Here is a 13,783-nt window from a genome sequence, read left to right as displayed (position 1 = left end):
AGGCCGGAGCCTTGTGTCGCAGCGCTCCGGCCTTCGCCGGAGCTCAGAGAAGCAGATCACCCCCGAGTCACGCTCGTCCATTTCTCCGCCGTCACCGGATAGCCGAGACCTTCGGGAATGCAGAGCCAGGGTCCGTCCCCGCGCTCCTCCGGATAGGGCGTTATCGGCACGATCGGATGCGCCAATGCATGCTCCACCGCTTCATCGAAGCTGCCGAACAGCGCCAGCCGCTCAAGATTGCGGCGAGTAGGAAAGATGATCTCTGCCTCGCCGCGATCGCACATGGCGAGGACGTCCGCCGCCGTCGCCCAGAAGGCGCGCACCGTCTCGCCCCCATCCGCCTCCGGCTCCGGCGCATCGGCGGGCACGCGGGCAAGATAAAAGAGCGTGTCGAAGTTGCGGGCTTGGCGATGCTTGGGCAGCCAGCGCGCGAAAGGGGTGAGGTCGTGCACCGAAAGGCCGAAGTCGAAGCCCACTTCCTCGACCGTTTCGCGAATCGCCGCGATGCGGGCGGCGGCATCGTCGAGTGGAAGGTGAGGATGCTGGGCAGCGCGCACCCGGTCTTCCGGGTCGATGCGGCCGCCGGGAAAGACGAGCGCGCCGCCCGCGAAGGCCATGCCCGCCGCCCGTTGCGTGATAAGCAGCTGGGGCGGGCCGCCTTCGCGCTCGCGGAACAGGATCAGGGTCGCGGCTGGAATCGCTTCGGGGACGGTCATGCGATCAGCCTCTGACCGAGAATCGGGCGACAAGGAACCCGATCAACGCTTCGACGCGCGCCGGGCGGAGCGGATTGGGCGGAGTAACCAGGTGGAGTGCGATCGGCGGCGCTTGCCATTCAGCGAGCACCGCTTCCAGCGTGCCTTCCTGCAGGTCGGGATCGACGATGAAGTCGGGCAGCGCGGAGATGCCGAGCCCCGCCCGGAGCGCCGGCAGCATCGCTTCGCCGCTGCTGGAACGGAGCGGACCGCTCGGGCGCACGGCGACTTCCTCGCCGCCGGGCCCTTGGAAGCGCCAGGTCTCGTTATTGGCGTACCAGATGCAGCGATGTTCCGCGAGTTCGGCCGGGTGTCTGGGCCGACCGTGTTGCTCCAGATAGGCGCTGCTCGCCACCACATGCATCGAGATCGGGCAGAGCCGCCGGGCGCGCAGCGAACTGTCCGGCAGCTGGGCAATGCGCAGCGCCACATCGATGCCTTGTTCGACAAGGTCGATGCGTTTGTCGTCGAGACACAGATCCACCTGGATGTCCGGGTAAAGAGCGAGAAACTCGGCGATGGCGGGCGCCACGCGCTGCAGGCCGAAGGTCATCGGCGCCGCAAGCTTTACTAGCCCCTTTGGCGCGCTAGCGGCATCGCTCGCCTCCTCTTCCGCGCAGACGGCTTCGGTCAGGATGCGGTGGGCGCGGGGCGCGAGCGCGCGTCCTGTTTCGGTGAGCGACAAGGTTCGTGACGTGCGGTGAAAGAGCGTGGCGCCAAGATGCGCCTCGAGTCGGGTGATCGCCTTGGACACGGTCGCCTTGGACAGGCCGAGCGAACGGGCGGCCCCACTGAAGGAGCGCTGCTCGACCACGGTCGCGAAAATGGCCCAGGCTTCGAAGTCAGGTAGTCGCATAGCTGAAACGATGAGTTTCCGACGTTTCTATTTTCGTGCTGATCCTGCGCGCTATCTAGGCGGCAAGCAAGTCCTTCCAAGGAGACCGAAGATGGTCGACAAACGTTCATTCGAAAGCCTCGGGCATGCCGATCATGGCTGGCTCAACGCCCGGCATCATTTTTCCTTCGCCAGCTATCATGATCCCAAGCGGATGGGCTGGGGCAGCCTGCGGGTGTGGAACGACGACGAAATCGCCGCCAATAGCGGCTTTCCACCGCATCCGCACCGCGACATGGAGATCATCACCTATGTCCGCTCCGGTGCGATCACGCACCAGGATTCGATGGGCAATACCGGCCGCACCGAGGCGGGCGACGTCCAGGTGATGAGCGCCGGCACCGGCGTCCGCCACGCCGAATATAATCTGGAGGCGGAGACGACCCGGATCTTCCAGATCTGGATCGAGCCCAAGCGGCTTGGCGGGCAGCCCAGCTGGGGCGCTAAACCCTTCCCCAAGGGCGACCGCTCTGGGCGGTTCGTGACCCTGGCGAGCGGTTTCGCCGACGAGATCGAAGCCGGCGCTCTGCCCATCCGCGCCGATGCTCGGGTGCTCGGCGCCACGCTCAAGGCGGGCGAGAGCCTCGACTATGCGCTGGGCGAGGGGCGGCACGCCTATCTGGTCCCTGCGACCGGCCGGGTGGATATCGACGGCGTCGAACTGAATGCCCGCGATGGCGGCGCGACCACCGGCGGGAGCACCCTGCGCATTACCGCTCGGGAAGACGCCGAACTGGTGATGGTGGATAGCGAATAAGGAGCAAGCAAATGCCCAAGGTACTGGTCCTCTATTATTCTTCGTACGGCCATATCGGAACCATGGCCGAGGCGATCGCCGAGGGCGCGCGCGATGCGGGCGCCGAGGTCGCGATCCGTCACGTGCCGGAGACGGTGTCGCCCGAAGTCGCCGCCAAGGCGCACTTCCAGACGCCGGTGCATCCGGAAATCGAAAGTGTCGAGTCGCTGGCGGACTATGATGCAGTCGTGGTCGGCACCGGCACCCGCTTCGGACGCATGTCGAGCCAGATGGCGGCTTTTTTCGATCGGGCTGGCGGGCTGTGGGCCTCAGGCAAGATGAACGGCAAGGTCGGCGCCGCCTTTACCTCGACGGGAAGTCAGCATGGCGGACAGGAGACGACGCTCTTCTCCATCATCACCAACCTGCTTCATTTCGGCCTGACCATCGTCGGTTTGGACTATGGCTTTCAGGGTCAGATGAACGGCGAGGAGGTTGTCGGCGGCGCGCCCTATGGTGCGACCACCGTCGCCGGCAGCAGCGGTCAGCGCCAGCCGGGCGAGATCGACCTGGCCGGGGCCCGCTATCTGGGCGCGCGGGTGGCGCGGACGGCGGCGAAGTTGTTCGGGTAAGGCGCAGAGTCGTCATGCCGAACTTGTTTCGGCACAAGGGTAGAGCAGCGTGATGTTCGAGGGCTCACCTGGACCATCACGCGCGTGGATGCCTTATCCCGAAACAAGTTCGGGATGACGGTTGGGGATGGAGCGCCTAGAGCGAGCCCGTGTCCGACATCGCCATCCTGTTCGAAGACGCCGAAGCGCTTGTCATCGACAAGCCCGCCGGGCTGCCCGTCGACCGGCCGAAGGACGGCACCACCGCCCTGGCCGACCTGGTGGACGATCTCCGGTTCGGCTTTGCCCGGCCGCCTGGCATCGTGCACCGGCTCGACCGCGACACCAGCGGCTGCCTCCTCCTCGCCCGTAACCATGGCGCGCATCGCCGCTTCTCCGCGGCCTTCGGAGAGGGCGCGGTGCAGAAGACCTATCTCGCCGTGATCGAGGGCGTGCCGGCAGCGGATGATGGCGTGATCGAGCTCGCTTTGTCGAAGATCAGCAGCGCTTCTGGCGGCTGGCGAATGATCCCGGCCAAGAAGGGCAAGCCGGCGGTCACGCACTGGACCAAGCTCGACGTCAGAGACGGCCGGGCGCTCGTCCGCTTCGAGCCGAAGACCGGGCGCACCCATCAGCTGCGCGTCCACGCAGCGAGTGGCCTCGGCATGCCGATCGTCGGCGACCCGACCTATGGCGACGGACGCGTCGCGATGCTGCTCCATGCGAGCCGCATCGTGGTGCCGCGGCATAACAAGCCCGCGATCGACGTCACCGCGCCGCTTCCTGATCGCTTCGGGCGCTGGACCAATGCCGAAGGCTGAATGGCCGCCCCTGCCGGAAGAAGCGCTGGAGGAGAAGTTCCTCGCCGCGACCGGCCCCGGAGGGCAGAACGTCAACAAGGTGGCAACGGCGGTGCAGCTGCGCCTCGACGTATTCGCCCTTGGCCTGCACCCGGAAGTCTATGCGAGGCTGAAGTCGCTGGCGGGCAGCCGCTGGACCAATGATGGCGAGATCATCGTCACTGCCCGTGGCCACCGCACCCAGGAGGCGAACCGGCAGGACGCGCGGGACCGGCTGGCCGAATTGGTCGGCAAGGCGCATCTGCGGCCGGTCAAGCGCAAGGCGACCAAGCCGAGCAAGGCGGCCAAGGCCAAGCGGGTGGATGAGAAGAAGGGGCGGGGCGTGGTGAAGGCCGCGAGGGGCAAGGTGCGGATCGAGTAAAGCCGAACTCTCAATGCGGTTCGGGCTGAGCTTGTCGAAGCCCTCCCTTCTTCTTAGGTCCGGTGTCCAGAAAGGGAGGCCTTCGACAAGCTCAGGCCGAACCGGTGTTTAAGTGTACAAGTTTGACGTTTCGAACAGCTCCAAGACCGAGCTTTACAACGACCTGCTCGCCGCGCTCGACGCGCTGACCGCGGACGAGCCGGATGCGATCGCCAACATGGCGAACGCCGCCGCCCTGCTGTTCGAATATTTGCCCGACCTGAACTGGGCGGGCTTCTACCGGCTGATCGGCGACGAGCTGGTGCTGGGGCCGTTCCAGGGCAAGACCGCCTGCATCCGGATCGCGATCGGCAAGGGCGTATGCGGGACGGCCGCCGCGACCCGCGAGACGCAATTGGTCGCCGACGTCCATGCCTTTCCCGGCCACATCGCCTGCGACGCCGCCTCCGCATCCGAACTCGTCGTCCCGATCGTCAGCCAGGGGCAGCTGATCGGCGTGCTCGACCTCGATTCGCCGACGCCTGGTCGGTTCGATGCCGGCGATGCGGCCGGCTGCGAGATGTTCGTCAAGCTGCTCGCGCCTCGGATTGCGGACAGCAGCACTTAGATTCCGTTCGCTTCGAGCGCAGTCGAGAAGCCACGTATCTCGACTTCGCTCGATACGAACGGAACTTATTCTTAGCTCAGCCGGTCCACCGCATCCCGCGTCAGGCTGCCGGGGATAATCATCACCGGGCAGGGAAGCTTGCCGGCATCGGCGCCGGCAAAATAGGTTACGAGCGGCCCCGGCGCCCCGCTTGCCGCGGCACCCAAGACCAATGCCGCGATGCCGTCATTTTCCGACAGCACGTCGCGGACCACGTCGACCGGCTCGCCCTGGCGCACCATGATCGAGGGGCGAACCCCGGCTTCCTCGAACAAGGCTCCGGAGACGCTCGCGACCAGCCCTTCGGCACGCAGCCGGGCCTCTTCCTCCATCGTCGCCTGCACGCCGCCCCAGGCGACGAATTCGGCGGGTTCGATCAGTGCGAGGACGAGGACTGTGCCGCCGGTCTTGGCGGCGCGGCGCGCGGCGAAGCGCAGGGCGATTTCCGCTTCGGGCGTTTCGTCCACCACCGCGAGATATGTGCGCATGTCTTGGAGCCCCTGTTCTTGCCGCTAGGTGCGGCAACCGCGACCCAAGCGCAATATCTTGACCGCCACCATGCCTTCGTCGAAGGGGAGCCGTAACGGAAAGCCTAAGGGAGCCCCCATGCCGATCGAGCTCAAGATGCCGGCCCTGTCGCCGACGATGGAGGAAGGCACGCTCGCCAAATGGCTGGTCAAGGAAGGCGACACTGTCCGCTCCGGAGACATCCTCGCCGAGATCGAAACCGACAAGGCGACAATGGAGTTCGAGGCGGTCGACGAAGGCACGATCGCCAAGGTTCTGGTGCCCGAGGGCACGGATGGCGTGAAGGTCGGCACTGTCATCGCGCTAATCGCGGGCGAGGGGGAAGATGCGTCTTCGTCAGCACCCGCCCCCAAGGCCGAAGCCGCTCCGGCGCCCGCCCCGGCACCGACGCCCGATCCTGCCGCCAAGGGCTATGGCGTGACGCCGACGCAGCCCGAAGAAAAGGTGAGCGCTGCTCCGGTCCCCGCGGCAGGCGACCGGGTCAAAGCCTCGCCGCTGGCGAAGCGCCTGGCTGAGGCGAAGGGGATCGACCTCAGCACGATCAAGGGCTCCGGTCCCGGCGGGCGGATCGTGAAGGCCGACCTCGACACTGCTCAGCCGGGCGCCGCGCCTGCCCCTTGGTCGGATACAGCGCCGGTGGCCGCGGCTCAGCCGGCTGCGCCCGCAGCTCCATCGGCTCCGGTCCAGCCCTTCGCCACCGACATCCCGCACGAGGCGGTCAAGCTCAGCAACATGCGCAAGACGATCGCGCGGCGGCTGACCGAGGCCAAGTCGACCATTCCGCATATTTATCTGACGGTCGATGTCCGTCTCGACGCACTCCTCAAGCTACGCGCCGAGCTGAACAGCGCGCTGACCGGGCGGGGCGTGAAGCTCTCGGTCAACGACATGCTGATCAAGGCGCTGGCCGTCTCGCTGCGCCAGGTGCCGGAGTGCAACGTCAGCTTCACGCCCAACGAGCTGATCAAGTATAGCCGCGCCGACATCGCCGTCGCCGTGTCGATCCCCGGCGGATTGATCACGCCGATCGTCACGGGCGCGGACGCAAAGGGGATCGCCGCCATCTCGACCGAGATGCACGAGCTCGCCGCACGCGCTAAGGAAGGCAAGCTGCAGCCGCACGAATATCAGGGCGGCACCGCGTCCATCTCCAACATGGGCATGTTCGGCATCAAGCAGTTCGACGCGGTCATCAACCCGCCCCAGGGCATGATCATGGCGATCGGCGCCGGCGAGAAGCGGCCGTACATCGTCGACGATGCGCTCAGCGTCGCGACGGTGATGAGCGCAACCGGCAGCTTCGACCACCGCGCCATCGACGGCGCCGACGGCGCCCGCCTGATGCAGGCGTTCAAGGCATTGGTCGAAAGCCCGCTGGGGATGGTGGCTTAGTGAGGCGTCCACTCCGATCTGGCTGGAGTGGTCGTGACCTGAGCGATTGGTGGGTGCGGCACTTCAAGGCTTTACTTGCCGCAGAAGAGAATGGTCGCGATCCGGTCTCGTTGTCCACACGGTGGCTTGCCCTTTCGGCGATGACTTGGCGGGATCGCGGGCCGAAGGTGAAGATTGAGCTTCCGGCCAGAGTTTCTCATTTGCTCGACGACGCTGACGTGCGAGCGAAAGACCAGCAATACGCCGCAGCTCAGCGAGTTGCGGCTTGGGAGTGGCTAGATGGCTGACCAATACGACCTCGTCATCTTGGGCTCCGGCCCCGGCGGCTATGTCGCCGCGATCCGGGCGGCGCAGCTTGGCCTCAAGACCGCCATCGTGGAGCGCGAGCGGCTGGGCGGCATCTGCCTCAACTGGGGATGCATTCCGACCAAGGCGTTGCTGCGGTCATCGGAAATCTACCACTACATCACTCATGCGGACGCCTACGGCCTCAGCGTCGAAAAGCCCGGCTTCGATCTCGCCAAGGTGACGGAGCGGTCGCGCAAGGTCGCGGCGCAGCTCAACAACGGCGTCAAGGGGTTGATGAAGAAGAACAAGGTGACGGTGGTGGAGGGCAATGGCCGCCTCGCCGCGCCGAATCAGCTGGAGGTCGAGGGCGGGCAGGGCAAGGTCCAGCTCGAAGCCAGGAACATCATCGTCGCCACCGGCGCGCGCGCCCGTGAGCTACCTTTTGCCAAGGCTGACGGCGACCGCATCTGGACCTATCGCCACGCGATGGTGCCGCCGGCCATGCCCGAGAAATTGCTCGTGATCGGCTCCGGCGCGATCGGCGTCGAGTTTGCGAGCTTCTACTCTGACATGGGCGCCAAGGTGACGATCGTCGAGATGCTCGATCGCATCCTGCCGGTCGAGGACGCCGAGATCAGCGACTTCATGACTAAGGCGCTAAAGAAGCAGGGCATGGACATCCGCACCTCGACCGGCGTGCAGGCTATGAAAGCGAGCCCGAAAGGCGTTACCGCCGAGATCAAGGCGCCGGACGGCAAGGTGACCACCGAGGAGTATAGCCACGCCATCGTCGCCATCGGCATCGTCCCGAATACCGAGAATATCGGGCTGGAAGAGCTGGGCGTCGATAAATCCAAGGGCGGGCAGATCGTCACCGATCCGTACGGCCGCACCAAGGTGCCGGGCGTCTGGGCGATCGGCGACGTGACCGGCGCCCCGTGGCTTGCGCACAAGGCGAGCCACGAAGGCGTTATCGCCGTCGAGGCGATTGCCGGCGGCAAACCCCACCCGATGGACGTGTCCAACATCCCCGGCTGCACCTATTCGCGGCCGCAGGTGGCGTCGGTCGGCTACACCGAGGCGCGCGCCAAAGAGCTCGGCCGCAAGGTCAAGGTCGGCAAATTCCCGTTCATCGGCAACGGCAAGGCGATCGCGCTCGGCGAGGCCGAAGGGTTCGTGAAGACTGTGTTCGATGCCGACACAGGCGAGCTGCTCGGCGCGCACATGGTGGGCGCGGAAGTGACCGAGCTGATCCAGGGCTATGTCGTCGCGCGGCAGCTGGAAACGACGGAAGCGGAGCTGATGGAAACCGTTCTTCCGCACCCGACGCTCAGCGAAATGATGCATGAAAGCGTCCTCGCCGCCTACGGACGGCCGCTGCATATCTGAATTCTTCCGTAATCCTGAACTTGTTTCAGGATAAGCTTTCCGGCCTCTCAGCAGCCGGACGGCTTATCCCGAACCAAGTTTGGGATGACGAAGAAGGGGAACCCTGTCCGGTGAGCCTCGTTACCAAACCGAACCGACATCGGAGGGCGGAATGGCCAAAAAGGGTTTCAGGAAAGACGTTGCGGCGGAGACGCTCAAGAACAACAATTTTCGCAAGGTGCTCTATACCGGCGAGCATCTGCAGCTGGTGCTGATGACGCTGAAGCCGGGCGAGGAGATCGGCGAGGAGACGCACCCGGACCGCGACCAGTTCTTCCGCTTCGAGCAGGGCGAAGGCGTCGTTATGATCGACGGCAAGAAGAACAAGGTCGAGGACGATTTCGGCGTGATCGTGCCCGCCGGCGCCAAGCACAATGTCATCAACACCGGCAAGGAGCCGCTGAAGATGTACACCATCTATGGGCCGCCCGAGCACAAGGACAAGACGATCCACAAGACCAAGGCGATCGCCGAGAAGAATGAAGAAGAAGATCACTTCGACGGCAAGACAACCGAATAACCCAGATTAGGTGTGGGAACGCCGCCCTTCCGTCCGCGTTCGGCGCTTTCGGAGGAGAGCCCCAATGCAAAAGACCGTCACTTTCGGAGCCGTCGCCGCGATCAGCTTTGCCTTGGCAGCCTGCGGTTCCGCCGATCGCAATGAAAGCCAGGCGAGCGACGCCAATGCGGTGACCGCGAACGAAGTCGACGCCAACACCGTCACCGAGGTCGGCACCAACGACACGATGATGACGGCGGCGCCGGCTACCGCCAGCGAGTTCGCCGCCATGGCCGCCGCCAGCGACCTGTTCGAGATCGAGAGTTCCCGTCTTGCCGCCACGCAGGCCAAGAGCGCCGAAGTGAAGAACTTTGCCGCGATGCTGGTGGCCGATCACACCAAGTCGACGGCCGAGCTGAAGTCGATCGCGTCGAAGGAGAATATCACCCTGTCGCCTCCCACGCTGGCGCCCGACATGCAGTCGAAAATCGACGCGCTGAAAAATGTGAAGGGCGAGCAGTTCGACACGCTCTACCTGACCCAGCAGGTGCCGGCGCATGAGACCGCGCTGAAGCTGCACCAGGGCTATGCCCAGTCGGGCGACAATGCTTCGCTGAAGGCGTTCGCGTCCAAGACCAGCACCGTCGTCTCCAAGCATCTCGACGAAGCCAGGGCGATGGCGACGAACTAGCGCCGGGCTAAGAACCCGTTCGGGCTGAGCCCGTCGAAGCCCTCCCTTTCTTTTTTGACTTGCTCGGAGGAAGAAGGAAGGGAGGGCTTCGACAAGCTCAGCCCGAACGGAGTTTTATGCGCAATTTGCTGCTGGCTGCCCTGGCCCTTTCCACTCCCGCCACCCCCGAAACCGTCATCGTCACCGCCGACCGCATGGTCGACGTGCTCGCCGGGCGCGTGGTCCCGAATCCGGTCGTGACCATCACGGATGGGCGGATCACGTCCGTCTCGACCGGCACTGCGCCTGCTGGCGCCAAGGTCGTCGCGCTGCCTGGCAAGACGATCCTGCCGGGGCTGATCGACATGCACGTGCACCTCGACAGCAATCCGCGCTTTGGCGGCTATACCGGACTGCAGTTCACCGACAGCTTCTGGACAGCGCAGGGCGTACAGAATGCGCGCGACATGCTCGACGCCGGCTTTACGACGGTGCGCAATGTCGGCTCCGACAACTATTCCGATGTCGGCTACAAGCAGGCGATTGACGAAGGGCTGATCAAGGGGCCACGCATCGTGCCCGCCGCGCACGCGCTCGGCGCAACCGGCGGCCATTGCGACCAAACCTATCTGCCGCCCTCCTTCGCGGCCAAGGGCAAGGCAGTCGGCGACAGCCCCGAAGAACTTCGCCAGCGCGTCCGCGAGCAGCGCAAATATGGCGCCGAGGTCATCAAGGTCTGCGCGACGGGCGGCGTCTTCTCGCGCAACACCGAGCCGGGCCAGCAACAATTGTCAGAAGGCGAGCTGCGCGCGATTGCCGAGGAGGCGCACCAATGGGGTCTGCGCGTTGCCGCCCATGCCCATGGCGCCGCCGGCATCAAGGCCGCGATCCGCGCCGGCATCGACACGATCGAGCATGTCAGCCTGGTCGATGACGAGGGCATCCGCCTGGCCGCTCAGCGCAAGGAGCCGGTCTGGTTCTCGATGGACATCTTCAACACCGACTATACCCAGTCGGAGGGCAAGAAGAATGGCGTGCTCGAGGACAATCTGCGCAAGGACCGCGAAGTCGCCCAAATCCAGCGCGACAATTTCCGCAAGGCGCACCGCGCCGGCGTGAAGATGGTGTTCGGGTCGGACGCGGGCGTGATGCCGCACGGGACCGCCGGGGGTCAGTTCAAGACCATGGTCGAATATGGAATGACGCCAATGGAGGCGATCCAGGCCGCCACCCGAAACGCCGCGCAGGCGCTGGGCCGCGAGCGTGACGTGGGCGCGATCGCCGCGGGCCGGTTCGGCGACATCATCGCCGTCGATGGCGACCCGACTCAGAATGTCCGGCTGCTGGAAAACGTCACCACCGTGATCAAGGGCGGCGAGGTGGTGAAGGGAGGCCGGTGAACACCCGCCTGATCGCCGCCGCCCTGCTGTTCGCAGGGGTTTTCATCCTTGGGTTTTGGCTGAAACTCGGCGGTCATCCGGCCATCGATCCCTGGCTGTCGCAAATCGCCTCCGCCGGCCGCGATCGGAGTGGCTTCTGGCTGTCTCTTTCGCAGTTCGGGCAGAGCCGCGTCGTCGGCGCGCTCGCCGTGCTTGCAGCCATCGCCTTGTGGATGAACGGCCGTGGGCGTGCGGCCGTGGTGCTCGTGGCTGTGGTCGCGGTGCAGATCTCCACCAACGCGCTCCTGAAGCTTCTTTTTGCGCGGAGCCGACCCGATCTTTTCGAGCATCTCGATCTGGTGAACGACCTGAGCTACCCTAGCGGCCACTCGGCGCAGAATGCGTGCTTCTACCTGCTGTTGGCGCTGATCCTGCACCGTCACACGGCCTGGGTCGGGGTGCCCCTGTTGCTGCTGATTGGCACTTCCCGCGTCGTGTTGGGTGTGCATTGGCCAAGCGACGTGATCGGCGGCTGGATGGAGGGCGTGGCGTTCGCGCTGGTTGGGGCTTGGCTGGTGGACGCCAATGTGCTCCGGCGAAGGCCGGAGCGCTGATCACGGCTCCGGCCTTCGCCGGAGCACATGGAGCAGACCTTATGTGCCACCATGCTTGATCGGGAACCCGCGCTCGTTCTCTTCTCCGGCGGACAGGACAGCGCGACCTGCCTCGCCTGGGCGCTGGACCGGTTTGCGTCTGTCGAGACGATCGCGTTCGATTATGGCCAGCGTCACCGGGTCGAACTGGATTGCCGCATGGCGCTCCGGGAGGGGATTGAACGGCTCTGGCCCGGCAAGCTCGGCCAGGACCATCTGCTGGACCTGTCTGTGCTCGGTCAGATCAGCGAGACGGCTTTGACACGCGACGCCGAGATCGCCTTTGGTGCCGATGGACTGCCGACCACCTTCGTGCCCGGGCGAAACCTGCTCTTCTTCAATCTGGCGGCGGCGCTCGGCTATCGGCGAGGCATCCGGCATCTGGTGGGCGGCATGTGCGAGACCGACTATTCGGGCTATCCAGACTGCCGCGATGACACGTTGAAGGCGCTGCAGGTCGCGCTCGGGCTGGGCCTGGACCGCCGCATCGTCATCCACACCCCGCTAATGTGGCGCGACAAGGCGGCCACTTGGGCGTTGGCGGAGAAGCTGGGCGGCGCCGATCTGGTCGATCTGATCCGTACCGAAAGCCACAGCTGCTATCGCGGCGACCGGTCCCAGCTGCACGCTTGGGGCTATGGCTGCGCGGACTGTCCCGCCTGCGAGCTGCGGGAAAAAGGTTGGGCTGCCTACAGCTTCCCGTCGGCATCGAGCGCATAACCGGCGCTGCGGACCGTGCGGATGATGTCGGGCTTGCCTCCGACATTGATCGCCTGGCGCAGGCGGCGGATGTGCACGTCGACGGTGCGCGGCTCGATATCGGCGTCATGGCCCCAGACGCTGTCGAGCAGCCGCTCGCGCGAAAACACCCAGCCCGGATGCTCCAGGAAGTGTTTCAGCAGCCGGAACTCGGTGGGGCCAAGCGGCACCAGCTGGCCGGCGCGCCGGACCTTGTGACCGACCGTGTCCATCTCCAGGTCCGCATAGGTCAGCTGCTCGCCGGCGAGGGCAGGGCGGACCCGGCGCAGCACCGCGCCGACGCGTGCGACCAGTTCGCGCGGAGAGAAGGGCTTGGTCACATAATCGTCGGCGCCGGTCTCCAGGCCCCGCACCCGGTCCTCTTCCTCACCGCGGGCGGTCAGCATGATGATCGGGACGTTCTGGGTTTCCGGCATGCGGCGCAGGCGGCGGCACACTTCGATGCCCGACAGGCCCTGGATCATCCAGTCGAGCAGGACGAGATCGGGCGGGCTTTCCTGTGCGATCAGCAGCGCTTCCTCGCCATCGGCAGTCTGCCGGACCTCGAAATTCTCACGCTGGAAATGCCAGACGAGCAGCTCGGCGAGCGCGGCGTCGTCTTCGACCAGTAGCATCTTCGCGCGGCCCATGGTCAGTTCGGTACGCTCGTATCGCCGCGTTCCCGCTCGGCCATATGCTCACCCTTGGCGGCGAAATAGACCATTTCGGCGACGTTGGTGGCGTGGTCGCCGATCCGCTCGAGATTCTTCGCGATGAAAAGCAGGTGTGCGGCCTCGCCGATCGTCGCCGGATTCTCCATCATGAAGGTCAGCAGCGTGCGGAAGATGCTGTTGTAAAAGTCGTCGACCGCCTTGTCGCGCTCGCAGACCTGAAAGGCCGCCTCGGCATCGCGGGCGGCAAAGGCATCGAGCACATCGTGCAGCATCTCGCTCGCGACCTGCGCCATTGCGGGAAGGACGGAGAGCGCCTCGATCTTGTGGTTGCGCGTGACGAGCGGGACACGCTTGGCGATGTTCTTCGCATAATCGCCGATCCGCTCGATGACACCCGCGATCTTCAACGCTGCGACGGTCTCGCGGAGATCGTCGGCCATCGGCGCGCGCAGCGTCATGATCTGGACGGCGAGACGCTCGGTTGCCGCCTCCAGCTCGTCGATCTTCTTGTCGTCGGCAACAATCTGCGCGGCGGCGGTGACATCGTGCCGCACCAAAGCCGTCATCGCCTGTTCGATCGCGGCTTCGGCGCGCCCGCCCATTTCGGAGATGAGGCCGCGCAGCTCGACGATCTCGTCGTCAAATGCCCGGAGAGTATGTTCGTTCACGG

The 13,783-nt window shown here is 65.3% G+C and carries 17 protein-coding genes; 12 read left to right on the top strand and 5 right to left on the bottom strand.

Features of this window, described 5'->3' with window-relative positions:
* Positions 1–56: 56 nt before the first annotated feature.
* Positions 57–716: an NUDIX domain-containing protein gene (locus VGT77_RS10640; protein ID WP_327462354.1), complete on the bottom strand. Its 660-nt coding sequence runs from the start codon at positions 714–716 to the stop codon at positions 57–59.
* Positions 717–720: 4 nt separating this feature from the next.
* Entirely contained in the window at positions 721–1,611 is an 891-nt protein-coding gene (locus tag VGT77_RS10635; RefSeq protein WP_327462352.1) for a LysR family transcriptional regulator, read from the bottom strand.
* Positions 1,612–1,702: 91 nt separating this feature from the next.
* Here VGT77_RS10635 and VGT77_RS10630 point away from each other — a divergent pair, with 91 nt between their 5' ends.
* From VGT77_RS10630 to VGT77_RS10610, 5 genes are all read left to right on the top strand, one after another.
* Entirely contained in the window at positions 1,703–2,407 is a 705-nt protein-coding gene (locus tag VGT77_RS10630) for a pirin family protein (protein ID WP_327462350.1), read from the top strand.
* 11 nt (positions 2,408–2,418) lie between these two features.
* On the top strand, positions 2,419–3,018 hold the full coding sequence (gene wrbA, locus VGT77_RS10625) for an NAD(P)H:quinone oxidoreductase (RefSeq protein WP_327462348.1): 600 nt from the start codon (positions 2,419–2,421) through the stop codon (positions 3,016–3,018).
* A 149-nt stretch (positions 3,019–3,167) separates the two neighbouring features.
* Positions 3,168–3,818, top strand: a complete 651-nt coding sequence (locus VGT77_RS10620) for an RNA pseudouridine synthase (RefSeq protein ID WP_327462346.1) — start codon at positions 3,168–3,170, stop codon at positions 3,816–3,818.
* The gene (gene arfB / locus VGT77_RS10615) at positions 3,805–4,218 is read left to right on the top strand and encodes an alternative ribosome rescue aminoacyl-tRNA hydrolase ArfB (RefSeq protein WP_327462344.1); all 414 of its coding nucleotides are present in this window, start codon (positions 3,805–3,807) and stop codon (positions 4,216–4,218) included. Before VGT77_RS10620 ends, arfB begins: the two co-directional genes overlap by 14 nt.
* A gap of 112 nt (positions 4,219–4,330) precedes the next feature.
* Entirely contained in the window at positions 4,331–4,825 is a 495-nt protein-coding gene (locus VGT77_RS10610; RefSeq protein ID WP_327462342.1) for a GAF domain-containing protein, read from the top strand.
* A gap of 71 nt (positions 4,826–4,896) precedes the next feature.
* On the opposite strand, the gene VGT77_RS10605 is transcribed toward VGT77_RS10610, so the two are convergent.
* Complete coding sequence (locus VGT77_RS10605) at positions 4,897–5,352, bottom strand: universal stress protein (RefSeq protein ID WP_327462340.1); 456 nt, start codon at positions 5,350–5,352, stop codon at positions 4,897–4,899.
* A gap of 118 nt (positions 5,353–5,470) precedes the next feature.
* Here VGT77_RS10605 and VGT77_RS10600 point away from each other — a divergent pair, with 118 nt between their 5' ends.
* The 7 genes from VGT77_RS10600 to queC all read left to right on the top strand — a co-directional run bounded on the left by VGT77_RS10600 (position 5,471) and on the right by queC (position 12,421).
* Complete coding sequence (locus VGT77_RS10600; protein WP_327462339.1) at positions 5,471–6,784, top strand: pyruvate dehydrogenase complex dihydrolipoamide acetyltransferase; 1,314 nt, start codon at positions 5,471–5,473, stop codon at positions 6,782–6,784.
* Positions 6,785–7,063: 279 nt separating this feature from the next.
* Positions 7,064–8,461, top strand: coding sequence for a dihydrolipoyl dehydrogenase (gene lpdA / locus VGT77_RS10595; protein WP_327462337.1), 1,398 nt, complete (start codon positions 7,064–7,066; stop codon positions 8,459–8,461).
* Between the two features lie 151 nt (positions 8,462–8,612).
* Positions 8,613–9,020: a cupin domain-containing protein gene (locus tag VGT77_RS10590; RefSeq protein ID WP_327462335.1), complete on the top strand. Its 408-nt coding sequence runs from the start codon at positions 8,613–8,615 to the stop codon at positions 9,018–9,020.
* Positions 9,021–9,084: 64 nt separating this feature from the next.
* Positions 9,085–9,690, top strand: coding sequence for a DUF4142 domain-containing protein (locus VGT77_RS10585; protein WP_327462333.1), 606 nt, complete (start codon positions 9,085–9,087; stop codon positions 9,688–9,690).
* 116 nt (positions 9,691–9,806) lie between these two features.
* Entirely contained in the window at positions 9,807–11,069 is a 1,263-nt protein-coding gene (locus VGT77_RS10580; RefSeq protein WP_327462331.1) for an amidohydrolase family protein, read from the top strand.
* Positions 11,066–11,662, top strand: a complete 597-nt coding sequence (locus VGT77_RS10575; protein WP_327462329.1) for a phosphatase PAP2 family protein — start codon at positions 11,066–11,068, stop codon at positions 11,660–11,662. The genes VGT77_RS10580 and VGT77_RS10575 overlap by 4 nt, the downstream gene beginning before the upstream one ends.
* 51 nt (positions 11,663–11,713) lie before the next feature.
* Entirely contained in the window at positions 11,714–12,421 is a 708-nt protein-coding gene (queC, locus tag VGT77_RS10570; RefSeq protein WP_327462327.1) for a 7-cyano-7-deazaguanine synthase QueC, read from the top strand.
* Here the strand turns inward: queC and phoB are convergent.
* Together phoB and phoU are read right to left on the bottom strand one after the other, a co-directional pair.
* Positions 12,391–13,089, bottom strand: a complete 699-nt coding sequence (gene phoB / locus VGT77_RS10565) for a phosphate regulon transcriptional regulator PhoB (protein WP_327462325.1) — start codon at positions 13,087–13,089, stop codon at positions 12,391–12,393. The two genes, queC and phoB, sit on opposite strands and share 31 nt — an antisense overlap.
* A gap of 2 nt (positions 13,090–13,091) precedes the next feature.
* A complete protein-coding gene (gene phoU, locus VGT77_RS10560; protein WP_327462323.1) occupies positions 13,092–13,781 on the bottom strand; it encodes a phosphate signaling complex protein PhoU in 690 nt (229 codons plus the stop codon).
* Positions 13,782–13,783 lie beyond the last annotated feature (2 nt).

It is taken from the genome of Sphingomonas sp. (genome assembly GCF_035944535.1).
GTDB lineage: Bacteria > Pseudomonadota > Alphaproteobacteria > Sphingomonadales > Sphingomonadaceae > Sphingomonas_B.
The sequence above is the reverse complement of the archived record's forward strand: the minus strand, read 5'-3'. Positions and strand labels throughout refer to the sequence as shown.

What these genes read in the sequence shown, in the direction of transcription:
- VGT77_RS10640 (WP_327462354.1), bottom strand. Translation starts at nt 716, where the DNA reads ATGACCGTCCCCGAAGCGATTCCAGCCGCGACCCTGATCCTGTTCCGC.
- VGT77_RS10635 (WP_327462352.1), bottom strand. Translation starts at nt 1,611, where the DNA reads ATGCGACTACCTGACTTCGAAGCCTGGGCCATTTTCGCGACCGTGGTC.
- VGT77_RS10630 (WP_327462350.1), top strand. Translation starts at nt 1,703, where the DNA reads ATGGTCGACAAACGTTCATTCGAAAGCCTCGGGCATGCCGATCATGGC.
- wrbA (WP_327462348.1), top strand. Translation starts at nt 2,419, where the DNA reads ATGCCCAAGGTACTGGTCCTCTATTATTCTTCGTACGGCCATATCGGA.
- arfB (WP_327462344.1), top strand. Translation starts at nt 3,805, where the DNA reads ATGCCGAAGGCTGAATGGCCGCCCCTGCCGGAAGAAGCGCTGGAGGAG.
- VGT77_RS10605 (WP_327462340.1), bottom strand. Translation starts at nt 5,352, where the DNA reads ATGCGCACATATCTCGCGGTGGTGGACGAAACGCCCGAAGCGGAAATC.
- VGT77_RS10600 (WP_327462339.1), top strand. Translation starts at nt 5,471, where the DNA reads ATGCCGATCGAGCTCAAGATGCCGGCCCTGTCGCCGACGATGGAGGAA.
- lpdA (WP_327462337.1), top strand. Translation starts at nt 7,064, where the DNA reads ATGGCTGACCAATACGACCTCGTCATCTTGGGCTCCGGCCCCGGCGGC.
- VGT77_RS10590 (WP_327462335.1), top strand. Translation starts at nt 8,613, where the DNA reads ATGGCCAAAAAGGGTTTCAGGAAAGACGTTGCGGCGGAGACGCTCAAG.
- VGT77_RS10585 (WP_327462333.1), top strand. Translation starts at nt 9,085, where the DNA reads ATGCAAAAGACCGTCACTTTCGGAGCCGTCGCCGCGATCAGCTTTGCC.
- VGT77_RS10580 (WP_327462331.1), top strand. Translation starts at nt 9,807, where the DNA reads ATGCGCAATTTGCTGCTGGCTGCCCTGGCCCTTTCCACTCCCGCCACC.
- queC (WP_327462327.1), top strand. Translation starts at nt 11,714, where the DNA reads ATGCTTGATCGGGAACCCGCGCTCGTTCTCTTCTCCGGCGGACAGGAC.
- phoB (WP_327462325.1), bottom strand. Translation starts at nt 13,089, where the DNA reads ATGGGCCGCGCGAAGATGCTACTGGTCGAAGACGACGCCGCGCTCGCC.